The sequence below is a fragment of the Paraburkholderia sp. BGA-UO-ETr-F12 genome (assembly GCF_059567945.1).
In genome coordinates, this window is record NZ_JCAQOZ010000058.1 from 50783 (window position 1) to 71254 (window position 20472).

Annotated in this window: 9 protein-coding genes and 1 tRNA gene; 9 read left to right on the forward strand and 1 reads right to left on the reverse strand. The window is 63.0% G+C overall.

All coding sequences use genetic code 11. The annotated features are described in order from the left end of the window. The first annotated feature begins 19 nt into the window (after window positions 1–19). From pheT to AC57B6_RS28205, 5 genes are all read left to right on the forward strand, one after another. On the forward strand, window positions 20–2455 hold the full coding sequence (pheT, locus tag AC57B6_RS28185) for a phenylalanine--tRNA ligase subunit beta (protein WP_496422549.1): 2436 nt from the start codon (window positions 20–22) through the stop codon (window positions 2453–2455). A 69-nt stretch (window positions 2456–2524) separates the two neighbouring features. After that, window positions 2525–2935, forward strand: coding sequence for an integration host factor subunit alpha (locus AC57B6_RS28190; RefSeq protein WP_028200202.1), 411 nt, complete (start codon window positions 2525–2527; stop codon window positions 2933–2935). A 46-nt stretch (window positions 2936–2981) separates the two neighbouring features. Next, a complete protein-coding gene (locus AC57B6_RS28195; protein WP_028200203.1) occupies window positions 2982–3389 on the forward strand; it encodes a MerR family transcriptional regulator in 408 nt (135 codons plus the stop codon). 63 nt (window positions 3390–3452) lie between these two features. Continuing rightward, window positions 3453–3529 (forward strand) — tRNA-Pro (locus AC57B6_RS28200). 157 nt (window positions 3530–3686) lie between these two features. Beyond that, the gene (locus AC57B6_RS28205) at window positions 3687–4337 is read left to right on the forward strand and encodes a response regulator (protein ID WP_444513038.1); all 651 of its coding nucleotides are present in this window, start codon (window positions 3687–3689) and stop codon (window positions 4335–4337) included. Between the two features lie 4 nt (window positions 4338–4341). Here the strand turns inward: AC57B6_RS28205 and AC57B6_RS28210 are convergent, their stop codons facing one another. Continuing rightward, on the reverse strand, window positions 4342–6159 hold the full coding sequence (locus tag AC57B6_RS28210; RefSeq protein WP_496422550.1) for an ATP-binding response regulator: 1818 nt from the start codon (window positions 6157–6159) through the stop codon (window positions 4342–4344). A gap of 405 nt (window positions 6160–6564) precedes the next feature. Between AC57B6_RS28210 and AC57B6_RS28215 the strand changes: the two genes are divergently transcribed. From AC57B6_RS28215 to AC57B6_RS28230, 4 genes are all read left to right on the forward strand, one after another. After that, entirely contained in the window at window positions 6565–7593 is a 1029-nt protein-coding gene (locus AC57B6_RS28215) for a helix-turn-helix transcriptional regulator (protein ID WP_030101570.1), read from the forward strand. Window positions 7594–8006: 413 nt separating this feature from the next. Beyond that, window positions 8007–10502 (forward strand): ATP-binding protein, encoded by a 2496-nt coding sequence (locus AC57B6_RS28220; RefSeq protein ID WP_496422551.1) that lies wholly within the window; start codon window positions 8007–8009, stop codon window positions 10500–10502. A gap of 360 nt (window positions 10503–10862) precedes the next feature. After that, on the forward strand, window positions 10863–12491 hold the full coding sequence (locus tag AC57B6_RS28225) for a ShlB/FhaC/HecB family hemolysin secretion/activation protein (RefSeq protein WP_496422552.1): 1629 nt from the start codon (window positions 10863–10865) through the stop codon (window positions 12489–12491). Between the two features lie 34 nt (window positions 12492–12525). Then, window positions 12526–20385: an autotransporter-associated beta strand repeat-containing protein gene (locus AC57B6_RS28230; protein ID WP_496422553.1), complete on the forward strand. Its 7860-nt coding sequence runs from the start codon at window positions 12526–12528 to the stop codon at window positions 20383–20385. Window positions 20386–20472: the final 87 nt, after the last annotated feature.

Below are 20472 nucleotides of genomic sequence, written 5' to 3' on the forward strand. Positions count from 1 at the left end.
TCAGAACGTACACAGAACCATGCAATTCCCGGAATCCTGGCTGAGAACCTTTGTCGATCCGCAACTGACGACCGATGAACTGTCGCACGCTTTGACGATGGCGGGTCTCGAAGTCGAAGACCTGCGGCCGGCCGCGCCGCCGACCTCGAAGATCGTCGTCGGCCAGGTGCTGGAGGTCGTCAAGCATCCGGATGCGGATAAGCTCAACGTGTGTCAGGTCGACGCCGGCACCGGCGCGACGCTGAACATCGTGTGCGGTGCGCCGAATGTCGCGCCGGGCATCAAGGTGCCGGTCGCTTTGGTAGGCGCGCAACTGCCGCCGGCCGAAGAGGGCGGTGCGCCGTTCGCGATCAAGCTCTCGAAGCTGCGCGGGGTGGAAAGTCAGGGCATGCTTTGCTCGGCACGCGAGTTGAAGCTCTCGGAAGATCATAGCGGCCTGATGATCCTGCCGGAAGCTACGCCGATCGGCCAGGACATTCGCGAAACGCTCAATCTCGACGACACGATTTTCGAAATCAAGCTGACGCCGAACAAGGCGGACTGCCTGTCGGTGTTTGGCGTGGCGCGCGAAACCTCGGCGATTACCGGCGCGCCGCTGCGTCCGCTCGAGATCAAGCCGGCCGAAGTGAAGCTCAACGAAACATTGCCGGTCAAGATCTCGGCTCCCGATCTGTGCGGCCGTTTTTCGGGTCGCGTGATTCGTGGCGTGAATGCGCGCGCGAAATCGCCGCAATGGATGGTGCAGCGTCTCGAGCGCTCGGGCCAGCGCAGCATTTCCGCGCTCGTCGACATCTCGAACTATGTGATGCTCGAACTCGGCCGTCCGTCGCACGTGTTCGATCTGGACAAGATCCACGGCGGCATGGATGTGCGCTGGGGCCGCAAGGGCGAAACGCTCAAACTGCTGAACGGCAGTACCGTCGAACTCGATGAAACCGTCGGCGTGATCGCCGATGAACAGCACATCGAGAGCCTCGCCGGCATCATGGGCGGCGACAGCACCGCCGTGACGCTCGACACCACCAACATTTATCTCGAAGCCGCGTTCTGGTGGCCCGATAGCATTCGTGGCCGCTCGCGCAAGTACAACTTCTCGACTGATGCCGGACATCGCTTCGAGCGCGGCGTGGATTACGCGACCACCGTCGAGCACATCGAACGCATTACGCAACTGATTCTCGATATCTGCGGCGGCGAAGCCGGCCCGGTCGACGATCAGATCGTCAACGTGCCGAAGCGCGAGCCCGTGAAGATGCGTGTCTCGCGTGCGAACCGCATTATCGGCATCAAGATCGACGCGGACGAAATCGCGCAGATCTTCACGCGCCTCGGCCTGACGTTCGAACGCGACGGCGATACCTTCGCGGTGAACCCGCCGTCATACCGCTTCGATATCGAAATTGAAGAAGACCTGATCGAAGAAGTCGCGCGTATCTACGGCTTCGAAAAGATCCCCGCGCGTCCGCCGGTCGCCACCAGCGAAATGCTGCCGACCAACGAAACGAAGCGCTCGATTCACGTGATCCGTCACGCGCTCGCCGCACGCGACTACGCGGAAACGGTCAACTTCAGTTTCGTGGACGCCGAGTGGGAGCAGGATTTCGCCGGCAACGACAGGCCGGTACGTCTGCTCAATCCGATTGCAAGCCAGTTGTCGGTGATGCGTACCACGCTGTTCGGCAGCCTGATCAATGTATTGCGCACCAACCTGAACCGTCGCGCGGCCGACCGCGTGCGCGTGTTCGAAGCCGGCCGCGTATTCCTGCACGATCCGTCGATCAAGGCGGGTGAACTGACGGTGGAAGGTTTTGCTCAGCCGAAGATGATCGGCGCCCTCGCCTATGGTCCCGCTCTGGAAGAGCAATGGGGTGCGCAAACGCGCCCGGTCGACTACTTCGACGTGAAGGGCGATCTGGAAGCGGTGCTTGCGCCGGCCGTGGCGAGCTTCGTGAAAGCGGAGCATCCGGCATTGCATCCGGGCCGCAGTGCGCGTATTGAACTGAATGGCCGCGCAGTGGGCTGGATTGGCGAATTGCATCCGCGCTGGATGCAAAAGTATGATTTGCCGCATGCGCCAATTCTGTTTGAAATCGAAGCGGAAGCATTAATGCAGCGGGTATTGCCCACGCCGGCGGAGGTGTCGAAATTCCCACCGGTACGGCGTGATATTGCGGTAGTCGTCGATCAGAAAATCGAGGTGCAGGCGCTGCTGGACGAGCTTCAGAAGGCTCAATCCGAACCGGCCTGCAAGGCTATCCAGAAGGTTGCGCTTTTTGACGAATTCCGTCCAAAATCAAACACTTCCGGTGGTCTGGCCGCGCATGAGAAAAGCCTTGCGTTCCGTGTGACCTTGCAAGATACTGGCGGGACCCTTCAGGATGAAACGGTCGATCTGGCCATTCAAACTCTGGTGGAACGTCTGGCTCGAGTATATGGCGCACGGTTGCGTGGATAACCCGCAGTTAACATTTGCACGGCATTTTTCCGCAACTTCCGTTTCTGCTTGGCGCGCCATTTGATAGATATGAATGAAATGAACTCGAGTGATTTCGAAGCCCTTCTTACGGCGCAGCGTAGCGCCATGATTCGCGATATTCCGACATCACCCGCGGCCGTTTCTACCGAAACGCCGACGCTGACCAAAGCTGAACTTGCCGAGTTGCTGTTCGACAATGTCGGGCTCAACAAGCGGGAAGCGAAAGACATGGTCGAAGCATTCTTCGAGGTGATCCGCGACGCGCTTGAGAGTGGCGATAGCGTGAAGCTGTCGGGGTTCGGCAACTTCCAGTTGCGCGACAAACCCCAGCGTCCCGGCAGAAACCCGAAGACCGGCGAGGCGATTCCGATTGCCGCGCGCCGCGTTGTGACGTTCCATGCAAGTCAAAAGCTGAAAGCGCTGGTCGAGAACGGCGCTGAAGCGAGCTTTACGCGCTGATCGACTGGCGCGTCCCTGCGCAACCCACCACGACGGCTAACTGACGATGACAGCGACGATCGAAAAAGTCGTCTTGCCTCCGATTCCGGCGAAGCGCTACTTCACGATTGGTGAGGTCAGCGAACTATGCGGTGTGAAACCGCATGTGCTGCGCTACTGGGAACAGGAGTTCACGCAGTTGAGGCCGGTCAAGCGGCGCGGCAATCGCCGTTACTACCAGCATCATGAGGTGCTGCTGATCCGGCGGATTCGCGAGTTGTTGTATGAGCAGGGCTTTACGATCAACGGTGCGCGCAATCGGCTGGATTCGCACGGCGGTGGCGCTCACAATGCGCCTGCTGAGATCGTCGAGGAAGGTGAGGGTGCAGCGGCACCAGCAGCAAAAACGGCTGCGGTAGACGTGGAGCAGTTGCGCAAAGAGTTGCTGCACGTGATCGATCTGTTGGGCCACTAGTTGGCTTTGTTGGGCTCGGACAGTTCTAATCGCCTGAAGTGTCTGTTATAATTTTTAGCTGTTCGGGGCGTAGCGCAGCCTGGTAGCGTACCTGCATGGGGTGCAGGTGGTCGGAGGTTCAAATCCTCTCGCCCCGACCAAAGAAATCAAGGCCTTACAAGCAATGCTTGTAAGGCCTTTTTCGTTTCCTGGCGGTTTCTGTTCTACCCTGTCCCGCTTCCTGCCAGACTACTGCCCGACTACCGCCTGACTACAACCTGAGCGCCGCCTGGCCCATCCACGGAGACCGAGGATCCGATGCGAGCAGTTCTGTTGATCGACGATCACGCAATGTTTCGCGAAGGGCTCGTCCTCGCGCTCACTCAAGCCGCGCCCGATTTCACCGTGCACGCTGTCTCCAATGGCAGCGAGGCCATTGCCGAACTCGAAGCGCACAGCGGGATCAGCGTTGTGATGATGGACTACTACTTGCCGGACGTAGGGGGCAGCGTCTTGCTACGGCGTCTTCGGCAGGCGCGTCCGGGCGTTCACATACTCGTGCTGTCCGCGTCGGAGGACCCTGATGACGTGCACGCCGCGTTGTCAGCCGGCGCCCAGGGCTTCATTCACAAATCGGCTTCGAGCAAGACATTGCTGGAAGCGCTCAATGGTGTGATCGAAGGCAAACAGATCGTGCCGGACACCTACGCGGCCATCGAAACGAACGGGCGCCGCCTCTCTCAATCCGACGACGCAGCCTTGCTAAGCGCATTGACGCCACGGCAGATCGAAGTGTTGCGGCTCGTCTGCGACGGCTTGCGCAATAGCGAAATCTCCACGCGTCTGGGCACTAGCGAGAAAACCGTCAAGGCGCATATGACGGCGATCCTGGCCGGGCTCGGCGTAATCAATCGCACGCAAGCGGTACTTATCGCGCGCCGTGCCGGGCTATTCGGCAAGCCGACCTGACGCGCTAGACGGTGTTGCCGTTCCGTTCGCGTGCGGCGGGTGCGAGCAACTCCGTAATCACATGACGCAGATGAACCGAGTCGACCGGCTTGTGCAGCAGCGGCCACGCGCGCGCGGACGCTTCGATCAACCGCGACGGATCGGTGTCGCCGCTAATCAGCATCGCCGGGATCGTGTCGTCTGCATACTCTTCATGCAGTCGGTCAATAACCTCGATGCCGGTCTCATGATCGCGCAGCCGGAAGTCGCATACGATCAGCGCCGGCTTCCCGGCGGCGTCGGCTGCCGCCTGCAGGATCTCATTGCCACTGCCGCCGACCATCACCCGATAGCCCCAGGTTTCGAGCAGCAGTCGTAGACCCTGCAGATTGTCCGCGTCGTCTTCGACGACAAAGATCAGTTGCCCCTGGAGACGTTGCTTGTGGTCACCGGCGCCGATTTCCGCATCGGCGGTAAGCGGCAGCGGTGCGGCTGCCGCTGTCTCGCCGACCGGCAACGTGATCGCGAACACACTGCCGCGTCCGGGCCGGGAACGCAATTCGAGCGGATGGCCGAGCAGGTCGGCGGTGCGGCGCACGATAGCAAGGCCGAGCCCCAGTCCTTTGTTGCGGTCGCGTTCCGGGTTGCTCAGCTGGCGGAACTCGAGAAAGATGCTCTCGTGCTCTTCCGGCGCGATGCCGACGCCGGTATCCCACACTTCCACCCGCAACGTCGTGCCGCGCTGACGGCACGCGATCAACACGCCGCCTTGCCGTGTGTGCCGGATTGAGTTGTCGACCAGATTGCGCAGAACGCGGTCGAGCAGCACGGGATCGGAATAGACCGCAGGCGCGCCGCTGCAATGCAAACGCAGGATAAGCCGACGTGCCGCCGCCTGCGGTGCATATTCGCGTTGAATTTGATCGAGCAGCGAGTCGATCGGGAAATGGCGGCGTCGCGGTTTGATGACGCCGGCATCGAGACGCGAGATGTTCAACAGGCCATCGAACAGACTACCCATCGCCGCGGTCGCCCGGCCGATGTGATCGACCAGTTGGCGGCTCTTTGCATTCAGTTGCTGTTCGCGCAGGACTCCGACATACAGGCTCAGCGCGTGGACCGGCTGACGCAGATCGTGACTCGCCGAGGCGAGAAATTGCGACTTGGCCAGATTGCTGCGTTCAGCCGCTTCTTTCTCGACCGCCAGACGTTGCAGCAAGTCGGTGTTCTCGAAGCGGATGCGCAGCGAGTCGAGTTGCGTCCGGTACATGCGATGCGCAAAGGCGAACGTGACGGCCAGATACAACACACCCGCGAGTCCAAGCGCATGGGCGATCGTGCCCGGCAGCAAGCAAAGCGCGACGAACGACGGCACGAAATAGGGCACTTCGAACGCATACAGCAGCGGCAGATGAATGCAATACGCGTAAATGGCGCCGGTGCCGAGCGTGAGCAGACCGATGATCAGGAACATCTGCTGTTCGAAAGGCGCATGAAACAGCCAGTACGCATACGGCAGACCCCAGAGCGCGCCGGCGAGCGCGGTACACCAGCGTATCGAACGTTCCCAGCGCCGCAGTGACATCATCTGCCGGCTCGCGCGGTCATAACGCGCCACCAGCACCGCACGCGTGAGCGTGACTAACGCATTCGCGGCGAACCAGGCAAGCAGTTCGCGCAGCGAAAAATTACCGTGTAATACAACGACGATCAGGCCGACCGTGAGCAACGAGCCCGCGAGCGCCACAGGAAAGTTGCGGCGCAGCGCCGCCATCTGCGCCGCAAAAATCTGATCGGCATAAGGGGAAGGGGGCACGGCGATCGGCGCCGCTTGACGGTTCATTGTTCCAGGGCCTTTGGCGTTGAGTCACGACCGGTTCGCAGCGGGAGTCTCCCACAGATTTTTATCGTCGGCATGGGACTTTAGTCCGATGCGCGATGTTTGCAATATTCGTAAGATTCGCGGACCGGATGTCGAACGGGCCTCAGAAGCGGTATGGACATACTCATTTCCAGGTATGTTCTATTGCAGCGCTTTGCACTAACGTCACGACAGACCGCATCGTTCAACGTCCGAGGAAAAACGAACGTACGGGTGACCTGAGATGGCAATAAGAATATCGCGCGTCCATGTGCTGCCTGCAGCAAGGCGGCGCCCCCGCATCTCTCCCACGGCTGCGGGCACATGATTTTCAGGCAACGCTGGACTACCCGCGTCTTCTGGCACGGCGAAAGGGGATCTTGTACCGTGGACCTGGAGTTCGTTGAGACCGCCTGGGCGGCGAAAGAGCGGCTGCGGCTATCGTTGATGGCGAGCCCCGATGGACAACTGATCGAACGGCAACTCGTGCAACCCGACGGCATGTGCATCACCATTGCGACGCGGCTTCGCGGCGCGGATGACTTGACGGAGGCCGTTGCCAGCGATCCTCATCGCGATGTGCTGCGGGTCGCCTATCAGCGCGCTTTCGAGCGGCATGACCGGTTGCTGCGCGAACGCGCCGAAGCGAGCGGCAAGGCCTTGCAAATGGGCTTAAGCGACCTTGATTCGATTCGCGCGACGCGCAGCGAACCCAGGCTGGCGCATCTCGTATCGTCCGTGCTCGACCGGCGCGGGCAAGCGCCGGTGAAGTACATCTTCGCGTCGTACCAGTTGTCCGATCGCGAGCAGGGTATCAGCTGGTGTCACTTCCTTTCGGAAGGCTGCTTCTCGCTGCTGCAAAAGTTCGTGCAGCGGCGGTGGTACATGAACGACCTGTTTCTGGAGTACGCGCGCTCGAATAGCAAGCCGTGCCGGAGCGATCAGATCGAAATCCGCAGCGCCGGGCAGCGTCAGGCGTTCGACGCATTTGCCGAGGCGGGTTTTGCCGCCGGCGTGATATCGCCTGCCCGCACGGCGGGCGAGACTTTCGTCGCGTACCTGCTGGTGGCGGGCATGGGCGACGCGAGAAGCCAGGATCTGATGCTGAGGCGGCGTCACACGCTGCGGGTGCTGGCGGCCGAACTGGTGGAGTGGCGCGCCGAAGCGCGTGCGCGCGCGGCTACCGACGAATACAAGCTGTCCGCACGCGATATCGAAGTCCTGCAGATGTTGAGCCGCGGTATGGCAGCCGCACCTATCGCGCAGGTGCTGAAGCTGTCTGCAAACCAGGTACACCGAAGGATCTATCCGGAGATCGTCGAGAAACTACGGGTTCGTCATATCAGCGAAGCAGCCAAGGCGGCGCGCGATCTGGGCGTGCTGGGCGGCAGCATGCGCGCCGGCACGAGCCGGTAAGCGGAGTCGGGCTGATCGTTTGGACTGGAGGCGCGAAAACCGGCTCAGCCTTTCTGGAGGCGGCAGGGCCGGCTGCAGTGAGCGTCGCATAGGTCGGCGCGACATACAAATCAAGCGCCGACTTTGTATTAGTACGATGAATATTATTTGTTAAAAGTCCCTGCCGAGACCGGGCAATTGGGGGCCGGGGGCAGCAAGAGGCACCAGAAATCCTACTGACAAAGGGGATAAAAACGTGGGGATAAAAACATGGACCTTTCCAGCCAGGATTCGATCCTCCTGCCAGTACTGAACAGCAAAGACCACTAACCCCGGGGACCGACCCAGGGCGAGTTTATCCACAATTAACTGGAGCAGGCATCCAGTCCGGGCTGCGCACCTGAGAGGCGTCGCACGGCGGGGGCGGACACGACATGCTCGTGATCGAAGCAAATCCAGCAGGACCGGCGGCCGTGTTGCCGCTACTTCAGCGTTATCGCGCGGACAGCGACGAACTTGCTGTGCCGCATGCAAACCGCATTGCGTTGCTTGGACCGATGCGTATCGAGCGCGGCGATACCGTACTCCCGCTGAAGTATCACAAGTCGCGCGCGCTGCTCGCGTGGCTCGTGTCGCAACCGGGCGCCGCGCATTCGCGCGACTGGCTGGCCGAATTGCTATGGCCTGGCGAAGAACCGGGGAGCGGGCGTCGCAAGCTGAAACGCATTCTGTTCGACGTGAAAGCGGCGCTTGGCGAAGAATGCTTCGAGATCCATCGTGATCTGCTGTGCCTGAGGCCGGACGCGTTGCCATGGGTCGACGTTCATGCGTTGTCCGTAGCGATCGGCGAGTTGCCGCCCGACGACCGGCTCGTCGAGACCGCCGCGGGCGCAGCGCCGGCCCAGCTCGAAGCGTTGTCCAAAACCGCCGCGCTCTACAGAGGGGAATTCCTCGCCGATATCCAGATCGACGACGCCGGCGAATTCGAACGCTGGATGGACGCGCGTCGCGTCGCTTATCGTTGCGCCATCTCGCGCTTGCGACGATTCCTTACCGAAGGATTTGCGCAGCAGGGCGAGTTCACCCGCGCGGCTGCTCATGCTCGCCGCCTGACGGTCGAGGAGCCTTGGGACGAATCCGCATGGCAGTTGCTGATCGGCTTGCTGATGCGTGCCGGTCGCCGCACCGAGGCGCAAGCCGAACTCGAACACTGCCGGGCCGCGCTCGACGTCCCCCCGCATCGCGACACGCTTGCACTCGTCGCGACACCGACGCGTTCGGTTGCGCCGATGTTCGCCGAGGCGGCGGAGCGTCGGCAGATCACGGTCGTCTATTGCCAGCTCACCGTGCCGCGCTGCGACGATCCGGATAGCTGGGCCGCCGCGCTCGTGGCCCCGCGCAAGCGCTGCGAAGCGATTCTGCAGGCAGCGGGCGGTTATATCGTGCATGCGCCAGGCGGCGGCATGTTCGCGTACTTCGGCTTTCCGGTCACGCATGAAGGCGCTGTCCGCCGGGCCGTGACTGCCGCGCTCGAATGCCGCGATTCGATGCGGGCAGACGGCGCGGCCGGTACACCCGATCGCGGTGGCGTCGATATCGCATTCGGCATTCATACGGGGCTCACGCTTAGCGCCGCCCACGAGAATCAGCCGGATCTCGGTTGCCGGCTGACGCGCATCGTCGGCCTGCTTGCCAATAGCGCGCGCGCCGGCGAAGTTCTCATGAGCGATGCAACGGCCGAGTTGCTGCCGGATTGCGATTTTCGCGCCGTGCGCCAGGTGTTCGTCAGCGATGCCTCCACCGGCGAAAGAGTGGAAGCGCTGCTGGCGATGCCGCTGGATGCTGCGCTGCCGGCGCAGGAGCGCGGCACGCTGATCGGTCGCGATGCGCAACTGACGCAACTGAATCATGCATTGCGTCAGTGCGCGCAGCTATCGATGCGCGCGCTGCTCATGACGGGTGACGCGGGGACAGGAAAATCGTCGCTGGTCAGGCAGTTTGTGAAGAGCCGGGGCATACCGGCGATCGAACTGCGCTGCCGGCCCGAATCGGCGACAACGCTCTTTCATCCATTCCGACGCTGGCTCCGCGACGCTACGGTGCCGAACACTGCGCGTGCTCAAGCAGCATTCGCGGCCTTGGGCGATGCGTTCAGCGATCAGTCGAACCGGCTTGAATGCGCTTCGCGCCAGGCCGAAGCGATTGTGAATCACCTGCTCGGGATGCTCGAAGAAACCGTACCGGATGGCGGCCTCATCTGTCTCGACGATCTGCAATGGGCGGACCCGGGCACCTTGCAACTCGTGTCGCGCCTCGTTGAGACACCGCTGCACCGGCGCTTGCCGATCCTCGTCGGGCGCGACGATTTTGCCGCGCCGTGGTTGTCTACGACTGCGATAGCCCGCATCCAGCTCAAACCGCTGTCGCCCGAATCGAGCCTGGAGTTGATCGCGACACTCACGCAGGGCGCGGCGCTCGAGCCCGACACGGAGGCGCAAATCGCGAGGCGTGCCGACGGTGTGCCGCTCTATCTGGTGGCGCTCGCGCGCGCGGCGGCCGACGCCGAACGCGTACCGGCCAACACCGTGCCGCCGTGCCTGCATGAATTGCTGATGGGGCGCATCGATTCGGTCGGCGCCGCCAAACCGCTGGCTCAACTGGCCGCCGCCAGCGGCAGGGATTTTTCCGCGGCGTTGCTGGCTGACGCGGCGGGACGCAGTGTCGGCGAAATCGAGCCGGTGCTCACCACGCTTTTGCAGGCGCGGCTCATCGTTGCAACGGGCGCGGGTTGCTATGCGTTCCGTCATCCGATGCTGCGTGAGGCGGCCTATCAATCGCTCTCGCGCGAACGGCGGCAATGGGCGCATCAGCGCGTCGCCGGTGCGCGGCTCGCGCTGGAAGGCGTGCCGAAATCGATCCAGCAGCCGTGAAGCGAGCTTCGCAAGGAAGCTCGCGCCGCGCTCACGAGCGCAGACATTAGAGACGCGAAAAGCGCTTCGATCAAGGACGGAAACGTTTCGGAAACGCGGTCTTCCCATCATGGCGGCAACTCGCAGAACTTTGCAGCAGGTTATGCAGGGTTTGGCGAATTGCAAGCCAGGGGGCGTGGCGCATCGCACGCGAAAGAAACATAAAAGGACCGTCCGGGTTTTCATCCAATGCCATTTTTTCCGTGCAGGACGCCGACGCGCTTTGACGTGTTGCATCGCACAGCCTTGCTGACGGCAGGCCTGTGCGCCGCATGGCCTGCATTCCCACAGACTCCGCCAACTCCGCCGACTTCAGGGCAATTGCTCGAAGCCATCAAGCCAGCTCCGCAGGTGCCGCCTGCCGACCCGAACGTGGTCGTCAAGCCGCCCGAGGCGCCGCCGGCGCCGAAAGTCGAAGCGCCGGATCTGCGCTTCACGCCGCAGGGTTTTCGCTTTACCGGCAACACCGTGATATCGAGCGAGGAGCTGACCGCCTTGCTTGCGCCGTATGCGTTTCACGAAGTCGACCTGGACGGTCTGAACGAAATCGTCGACAAGGTGAAGGCTTTCTATCGCCAGCGGGGCTACTTCCTTGCAGTCGCATTCCTGCCGAAGCAGAATATTTCGGATGGCGTCGTGACAATCGGCATTCTCGAAGGGCGCCTCGGCAAGATCACGGTCAAGCATCCTTATCCGCCCGAAGCGCGCGTGACCGAAGACCAGGTGCTGGGCATGCTGCGCGCGCGGCTGAAGGAAGGCGACGTCATTACGGAGAAATCCGTCGAAACACCGCTGCTGCTGATTCGCGATCTGCCCGGTGCGGTGATCCGCTCGACCCTCAATCGCGGCGCACAGGTCGGCACCGCCGATCTCGAAGTCGAGGTGCTGCCCGAAAAGCCCAAGCGGATCACCGGCGAAGTCGACGTGGACAACTACGGCAATCGCTATGCGGGCGCCTATCGCCTGGGGCTTAAGACCAGTCTCGTGAGTCCGCTCGGGATCGGCGATCTGCTGACGGTGCAAGGCTTCATCACCAACCAGAACCTGAGCGACTTTGGCGACGTGAGCTATCTCGTGCCGGTGGGGCACCTCGGGACCCGCGTGGGCATCGACTATGGACGGCTCAACTATTCGCTCGGCAAGGAGTTCGCCGACCTGAACGCGCACGGTACCGCCGACGTCGTCAATCTGTTCGTACTCCATCCGATCGAGCGCAGCAAGGATTCGAATCTGTTCGCTCAGGTGGGGTTGACCTACGAACAATTGAACGACAAGCAGAGCGGCGCGCCCACGCAGCAGAAAAATATCATTGGGCTGAAGGCTCAGGTGAACGGCGATTCGCGCGGCACAGGCTATGTCAACGTGTACACCGCCGGCGTGATGTTCGGCACACTCGGCTTTGGCAGCGACACCGAGAAAAGCGACGACGCCAGCGTAAATGGCTATCACACCAACGGCTTCTTCACGAAGTTCTACGGCGACTATCAGCGCCTGCAGCAACTCGCGCCGAATCTCGCCCTGTTCTTCTCCGCGTCGGGCCAGGCCGCCTCGAAGAATCTGACCGCGGCGGAGAAGTTCTCGCTGGGCGGCGCGAACCGCGTGCGCGGTTATCCCGAAGGCGAGGCAATCGGCGACGACGGCTTCGCCAGCACGCTCGAATTGCGCTACACGGTGCCGGGCTTGCATATCGGCGCCGGCGGTTTTGTACTGACGAGCTTCTTCGATTTCGGCTACATCCTGTCCAACGCCAAACCGGGCGACGCGCCGGCGCCCGATCCCGGCCAGTCCAATAGCGTGCGCCTGCTGAGCTACGGCGTCGGCATGAATTTCGGCGCGCCGAACAAGTACCTGTTCCGCACCAGCATCGCGTGGCATGGCGGCAGGAAGCCGACCTCCGACACGCACGACAACACGCCGCGAGTCTGGGTGCAATGGGTGCAGTTCTTTTGATGCGGGCCTGAGGTCCGTGCGCTGGGGAGACGGGATGCTGCGGAAAAACGGATCGGTGCATGATTCCGGTCGTTCCGATTGTTCCTTTAACGAGAGCCGTTGCGGCACGCGCGCCGTTTCGTGGCCGCCATACCTGTGCGCGCTCGTACTGGAGTCTGCGCTGCTGCTGACAAGCGCGACTGGTTTCGCGCAGACCCTTCCCGCCGGCGCCAAGGTGGTATCGGGCAATGTCACGGTGACGCAGCCCAACGGCCAGCAACTGGTGGTCAACCAGGGGAGTAGCAACGCGATCATCAACTGGCAGAGCTTCTCGATCGGTCACGGTAACAGCGTCACGTTCGTTCAGCCGAATGCGAGTTCCGTTGCGCTTAATCGGGTCGTGGGCGGCTCGCCGTCGTCGATCTTCGGCAGTCTCACGGCGACCGGCAAGGTCTTTCTCATCAACCCGGCGGGCGTGCTGTTTGCGCCGGGGGCATCGGTAAACACCGGCAGTTTCGTGGCGTCGACGCTCGGTATCTCGGACAGAGATTTTCTCGCCGGGCGCTATACGTTTCAGAACGGCGGCTCGGCCGGTAGCATCGTCAATCAGGGTTCGGTGAACGCGCGCGACGGTGCAGTGGTTTTCATCGCGCCGCAGATCGTCAACGCGGGTAACGTGAGCGCGGCGGCCGGCGTTGCACTGGCGGCGGGAGATCGGGTCAGCATGACGCTGGATGCCGAAAGCCCGTTGTCGGTGAGTGTCGACGCCAGTGCGCTGAAGGCCAGCATTACCCACAGCGGCACCATTTTCTCCGGCGGCCCGGTGATGCTGAGCGCGCAGACGCGTGACAGTGCGCTCGATACCGTTATCAACAGCAGCGGTGTGATTCGTGCGCGGTCGATCAGCTCGAACGGTGAAGACATTCAACTGAATGGCGGCGCGCAAGGCATCGTATCGATCAGCGGCACGCTCGACGCAAGCGGCGCAGGGCCGAGTGGCCGCGGCGGCGACATTACGGTGAGCGGCGCTCAGTTGGCGCTTGCCGGGACGGCAAAGCTCGACACGTCCGGCGCTCTCGGCGGCGGCACCATCCTGGTAGGCGGCGCCGCGCACGGCGGTGGGCCATTGCAGAATGCGTCGACCACGACAATTGCAAAAGGGGCCGTGCTGGACGCGAGCGCAACCGGCCAGGGTAATGGCGGACAGGTTGTCGTCTGGTCCAATGACCGCACGCAATTTTCAGGTGCGATTGTGTCGCGCGGCGGCGCCAACGGCGGCAATGGCGGCAACGCGGAGATTTCGAGCAAGGGGGCGTTTGTCGTGGACGGCTCGGTTGATCTGAGCGCGCCGCATGGCCAACGTGGCACCTTGCTGCTCGATCCGTACGATCTGTGCATCGTCGCGGCAGACCCCGGCACCTGCGGGACTCTGGCGTCGGGAACCGGCACATTCACCGCGGGCGCGAGTGATTCGTATGTGTTGACGTCGACCCTGGCAGGACTTTCGTCGACGACCAATCTCGTGCTTCAGGCCACCAACTCCATCATCTTCCTCTCGAATCTGGCGCTGAATGCGACGACTACGCCGGCTTCGCAGGGATCGATATCGCTCGAGGCCGGCAACGCCATTCAGATGAATGGCTTTTCGCTCACGACTGGCGGCGGCAACATCTCGATGCTGGCCGGCGCAGGCGGCATGTCGCTTGGCAACCTGAGTGCGGGCACGGGAGCGATCACGCTTGGGTTGACGGACGCGAATGGGACGATAACCCAGGCAAGCGGCAGTTCGATCGTTGGTACTGGCGGATTGACGTTGACCGGCGGAACGCTCGACCTGAGCCAGGTTAATGGGTACAGCGGCGGCACGAATGTCAGCGGCGGCACCCTGGCCATGTCAGGCAGCGGCACGGCCGGCGTTTCAGCGATCAGCGTCGGCAGCGGCGCGACGCTGGACGTGCAGAACACGCTCGCCAACGCGGTGACGTTGAACGGTGGCACGCTGGCGACGAGCACGGGTAACGGTGTCGTAAACGGTCAGGTGACGCTGAATGGCGGCAATACATTTTCGACCGGCGCCAATGCCACGCTGACTGTCGGCAATGCCGTCAGCGATGGCACGTCGGCCGGTGCGCTGACGGTCAACGGTCCGGGCACGGTGGTGCTAGGCGGCGTCAACACGTTCAGTGGCGGAACGACAATCAGTGGCGGCACGTTGGCCCTGGTTGGCAGTGGAACAGCGGGTACGGCGGCGATCAGCGTCGGCAGCGGTGCCGCACTGGATGTGCAGAACACGCTTACCAATGTAGTGACGTTAAACGGCGGGACACTGGAGACAACGACCGGCACGGGCATCGTGAACGGTCAGGTGACGCTGAACGGCGGCAATACGTTTTCAACCGGCAGTAACGCGACGCTGACTGTTGGCGGTGCGGTTGTCGACGGTGCGTCGCCCGGTGCGCTGACCACGAGCGGTACGGGCACGGTAGTCCTGACCGGCATGAACTCATATACCGGCGACACGCTGGTGAGCAACGGCACGCTGCAGGGTAATACACAGAGTTTGCACGGCGGTATTACGAACAACGCGTTGCTGGTTTTCGATCAGACGTCGACAGGAACGTTCGGTGGCACGATCAGCGGGACCGGCGCAGTCACCAAACAGAACAGCGGTGCGTTGACGTTCAATACTCAACAAAATTACGGCGGCGGCACGAACGTCACGGGCGGCACGCTGGCCCTGACAGGCAACGGAACAGCCGGCACGTCAACGATCAGCGTCGGCAGCGGCGCGGCGCTGGATGTGCAGAACACGCTTACCAATGCGGTGACGTTGAGCGGCGGGACACTGGAGACGACGTCTGGTACCGGTACGGTGAGTGGACCCGTTGCGCTCAATAGCAAGGGCATTTTTGCGACCGGTTCTGGCGCGTTGCTAACGGTAAGCGGGGCGATTAGCGGCGGTGCATCGCCGAATGCGCTCACTGTTAGCGGTCCGGGCACGGTGGCGCTGAGCGGCCTCAATACCTACACCGGCGGCACCTTGGTGAGCGGTGGCACGCTGCAAGGTAATACGCAGAGTTTGTTGGGAATCATTGTGAACAACGCCTCGCTGGTTTTCGATCAGGCATCGACCGGCACATTCAACGGCACGATCAATGGGACTGGCGCAGTCACGAAACAGAACACCGGCACGCTGACGTTCGACACCCAACAAAATTATGGCGGCGGCACCAGCGTCGCGGGTGGCACGTTAGCCTTGACCGGCAGCGGAACAGTCGGCACTTCTACGATCAGCGTCGGCAGCGGCGCGGCGCTGGATGTGCAGAACACGCTTGCCAATGCGGTGACATTAAACGGCGGCGCTACGCTCGAAACCACAACCGGCGCCGGAATCGTGAGCGGACCGGTGCTGCTGAATACCAGCGGCATTTTTGCAACCGGCGCCGGCGCGACGCTAAGGGTAAGTGGGACGGTCGGCGGCGGCGCGTCGCCGAATGCATTGACCGTGAACGGGGCGGGCACGGTGGTGCTGACCGGCATCAATACCTTCAGCGGCGGCACGACGATCAACGGGGGCACGTTGGCGCTGACCGGCGGCGGAACCGCAGGCACATCAGCGATTGTGGTGAACAGCGGTGCCGCGCTGGACGTGCAGAACACGCTTGCCAATGCTGTGACGTTGAGCGGCGGGACGCTGGAGACGACGACTGGCACCGGTAGCGTGAGCGGACCTGTTGCGTTGAACAGCAACGGAACTCTTGCAACGGGCGCCGGCGCATTGCTAACGGTAAGCGGGGTGATCAGCGGCGGCGCGTCGCCGAATGCGCTCACTGTCAGCGGTCCGGGAACGGTGGTGCTGAGCGGCACCAATACGTACACCGGCGGCACCCTGGTGAGCGGTGGCACGCTGCAAGGCAATGTACAGAGCCTGCAGGGCAGTATCACGAACAATGCTTCGCTGGTTTTCGATCAGGCCTCGAATGGCACGTTCAATGGAACGATCAGCGGAACCGGCACGGTGACGAAGCAGAACACCGGCACGCTGACGTTCGACTCGGCGCAAAGTTATGGCGGCGGCACCAGCGTCACGGGTGGCACCCTGGCGCTAACCGGCAACGGAGCAGCCGGAACTCAGTCAGGCTTGATCACGGTCGGCAGCGGCGCGGCGCTGGATGTGCAGAACACGCTTGCCAATGCGGTGACGTTGAATGGCGGCACACTGGAGACAACGACCGGCACGGGCATTGTGAACGGACAGGTGACGCTGGCCGGCAGCAACGCATTTTCGACCGGCAATAACGCGACGTTGACGGTTAGCGGTGCTGTCGTTGACGGCACGCCAGCCGGCGCGCTGACCGTGAGCGGGACGGGGACGGTGGCGCTGACGGGCGTGAACACATATACCGGCAGCACACTGGTGAGCGGCGGCACGCTGCGAGGCAATACGCAGAGCCTGCAAGGCGGCATCACGAACAACGCCGCGCTGGTTTTCGATCAGGCATCGAGCGGCACGTTCAACGGCACGATCAGCGGAACCGGAACGGTGACGAAGCAGAACAATGGCACGCTGACGTTCGACACGGCGCAAGGTTATAGCGGTGGCACGACGATCAGCGGCGGCACTCTGGCTCTAACCGGAAACGGAACGGCCGGAACTCAGTCGGGCTTGATCACAGTCGGCAGCGGTGCAGCGCTGGACGTGCAGAACACCGTTGCCAATGCGGTGACGTTAAACGGCGGGACACTGGAGACAACGACCGGCGCGGGCATCGTGAACGGCCAGGTGACGTTGAACGGCAGCAACATCCTTTCGACGGGCAATCACGCGGGGCTGACCATCAATGGCGTCATTGCCGACGGCACGCCGGCGGGCGCGCTCGCTGTGAACGGCGCGGGCACGGTGACGCTGACCGGCGTCAACACCTTCAGCGGCGGTACGACAATCAACGGCGGCACATTGGCCCTGAGCGGTAACGGCACAGCCGGCGCTTCGACAGGCGCGATCACGGTGAACAACGGCGCCGCGCTGGATCTGCAGAACACGCTCGCCAACGCATTGACGCTGAACGGCGGCGGCACGCTTGAAACCACAAGCGGCACCGGCATCGTGAACGGCCTCGTCACGCTGAACGGCGGCAACGCGTTCGCCACCGGAAACGGCGCCAGGCTGACGGTGAACGGCGTCATCGACGATGGTGCTTCGCAAGGATCACTGACGGTCAGCGGACCGGGAACCGTGGTGTTGACCGGGCTCAACACCTATAGCGGCGGCACAGCGGTGACGGGCGGCACGCTGCAAGGCAACGCCGGCAGTCTGCACGGCGCCATCGGTCTCGCGAGCGCCACGACGCTGGTGTTCCAGCAGGCGGCGAACGGCACTTTCAATGGTTCGATCAGCGGTGCCGGCGCGGTCGCGAAACAGAGTAGCGGCACGCTAACGCTCAACGGCACGCAGAGCTATGGCGGCGGCACGACGGTCACGGGCGGCGCACTGCAGGGCAATACGGCCAGCCTGCAAGGCAATATCGCGCTCGCCGGCGGTACGGGTCTGGTGTTCGACCAGGCATCGAACGGCACCTTCAACGGCACGATCAGCGGCGCCGGCGCGGTCACTAAACAGAACGGCGGCACGCTGACGCTCGGTACGGATCAAACCTATACCGGCGGCACCAGCGTGACGAACGGCACGCTGGCCCTGACAGGAAACGGCACAGCCGGCGCTTCGACCGGCGCGATCACGGTGGGCGGCGGCGCGGCGCTGGACGTGCAGAATACGGTGGCGAACGCAGTGACGCTGAACGGCGGCACACTGGAGACGACCACGGGTAGCGGCATCGTGAACGGCGCGGTGACGCTCAACGGCAGCAACGGCTTCGCGACCGGCAACAATGCCACGCTCACGATCAACGGCGCGCTTGGCAACGGCACATCGGCGGGGGTAGTGGTCGTCAGCGGGGCGGGCCTCGTGGCGCTGAACGGCATCAGCAGCTTCACGGGTGGTACGAGCGTGACGGGCGGCACGCTGCAAGGCAATACGGCCAGCCTGAACGGCAACATTGCGCTCGCCGGCGGCACACGGCTCGTCTTTGACCAGGCATCGGACAGCACCTTCAACGGTGCGATCAGTGGCGGCGGCGCGGTAAGCAAGCAGAACACGGGTACGTTGAGCTTCGATACGGCTCAGACCTATACCGGCGGCACCGCCGTGGCAGGCGGCACGCTCGCACTGAAGAACAGCGGCACGGCAGGCGCGCAGACCGGCACGATCACAGTCGGCAGCGGCGCATCGCTCGATCTGCAGAACACGCTGGCCAATGCTGTCACGCTGGCGGGCGGCACCCTGGAAACGACAACCGGTAATGGTGTCGCGAACGGGACCGTCATGCTGAGCGGCGGCGGCAGCACGGTATCGGCGGCATCGAGCGCAACGCTCACCGTCAATAACGTGATTCGCGACGACGGCACGGGGCAGTCGCTAACCAAGCAGGGCGCGGGCCTTGTCACGTTGAACGGCGCCAGCAGCTATACCGGCGGCACGTCGATCGCGCAAGGCACGCTGGCCGTGGGCGCCGGCGGTTCGCTCGGTAGCGGTCTCGCGACGGTGAACGGCGGCAGCACGCTCGCGCTCGCCGGCGCTACGCTCGGCAACAACCTCAGTCTGCTGGGCGGCAGCACGCTGGTCGCGAGCGGCGGTCTCAATACCTTGTCGGGCGCGCTCAATGTGCGCGGCGCTACCTTCAGCATTGGCACCGGCTCGACGCTCAACGCCACCAACGCCTTCAATCATTTCACCGGCGCCAGCACCTTCAGCGGCGGCGGCTCGCTCGCGCTCAGCGCCGACACGGGCGGTATCCAGCTCGGCACCACGACGCTCGCGAATCTGACATTGCAATCGGATGGCACTGTCACGCAATCTGCTGCCGCGACGATCACCGGTACGACTTCGATCGCGACGACCGGCGGCGCCGCGATTACGCTCAACCAGTCCAATCAATTCGGCAGCGTGCTGCAATTGAGCGGCGGTGCGGCCAGCGTGAACAGCGCGGGCGCGCTGAACTTCGGCGCATCCAGCCTCGCGTCGCTGAACGCGAGCGCGGGTGGCGACATCACGCAGACCGGCGCGCTGCAGGTGAGCGGCACGACCACGCTCAGCACGCCGAACGGCAATCTGGTCCTCGATCTGGCCAACACGTTCGGTGCCCTGGTTACGGCCCGCGCCGCAGGCGGCTCGCTCACGAGCGCGCAGGATCTTGCCCTGGCGCTCTCGACGCCGGGCACGATGAACGTGACGGCGGGTGGCGCGCTCACTGTCTCCGGCACGGCGGGTGCATTGTCGACCACCAGCGGCGGCGCCACGACGTTTGGCGGCACGGTGATCGGCGACGCGTTGACGATTGTCGCGGGCGGCCCTGTCACCACCGCGAGCGGCGCGTCGGTGAGCGCGAACAGCATCACGCTCACGGCGAAGGAAAACCAGAACATCGGCGCGGCGCTGCCGGGCGAATTCGTTCTGAACAACGTCGGCAAGCTGTCGCTCGTGTCCGGCTACGACGCGTTTTTCCTGCTGCCGGACGGTCAGCAAACCCGCTTCGCGATCGGCACCAAGGTCAACTGCGCGCGCGTCAACATGGGGCCCTGCATCGGCAACAACGTGCTGGTCAGCGCAATTTCCTCCGTGCAGGCGGGGATTCAGTCGGCGATGGTGAATCAGATGCATCAGGAGGACGAATTCACGTTGAAGGTGAAGTACGGATTCGCCGGCGACCTCGAGCAGGTTCAGACCTATCCGCATGAGGGCGACCTCGAGGTGCGCCAGCCCGCCCCGTGCCGGCTCGCCGATCATGCCGTCGCCGAACCGCACGACGAGAGCGTGCGCTTGCGTGCTGCCGAGGCTTGTCCGGGAGCTAACCCGTGAGACCGTTCGCACGATTGCTTGCAAGGTCGTTTGCAACACCGTTCCTGGAGCGGGCGATCACAGCATTACTCACCGCAACTGCGTGGA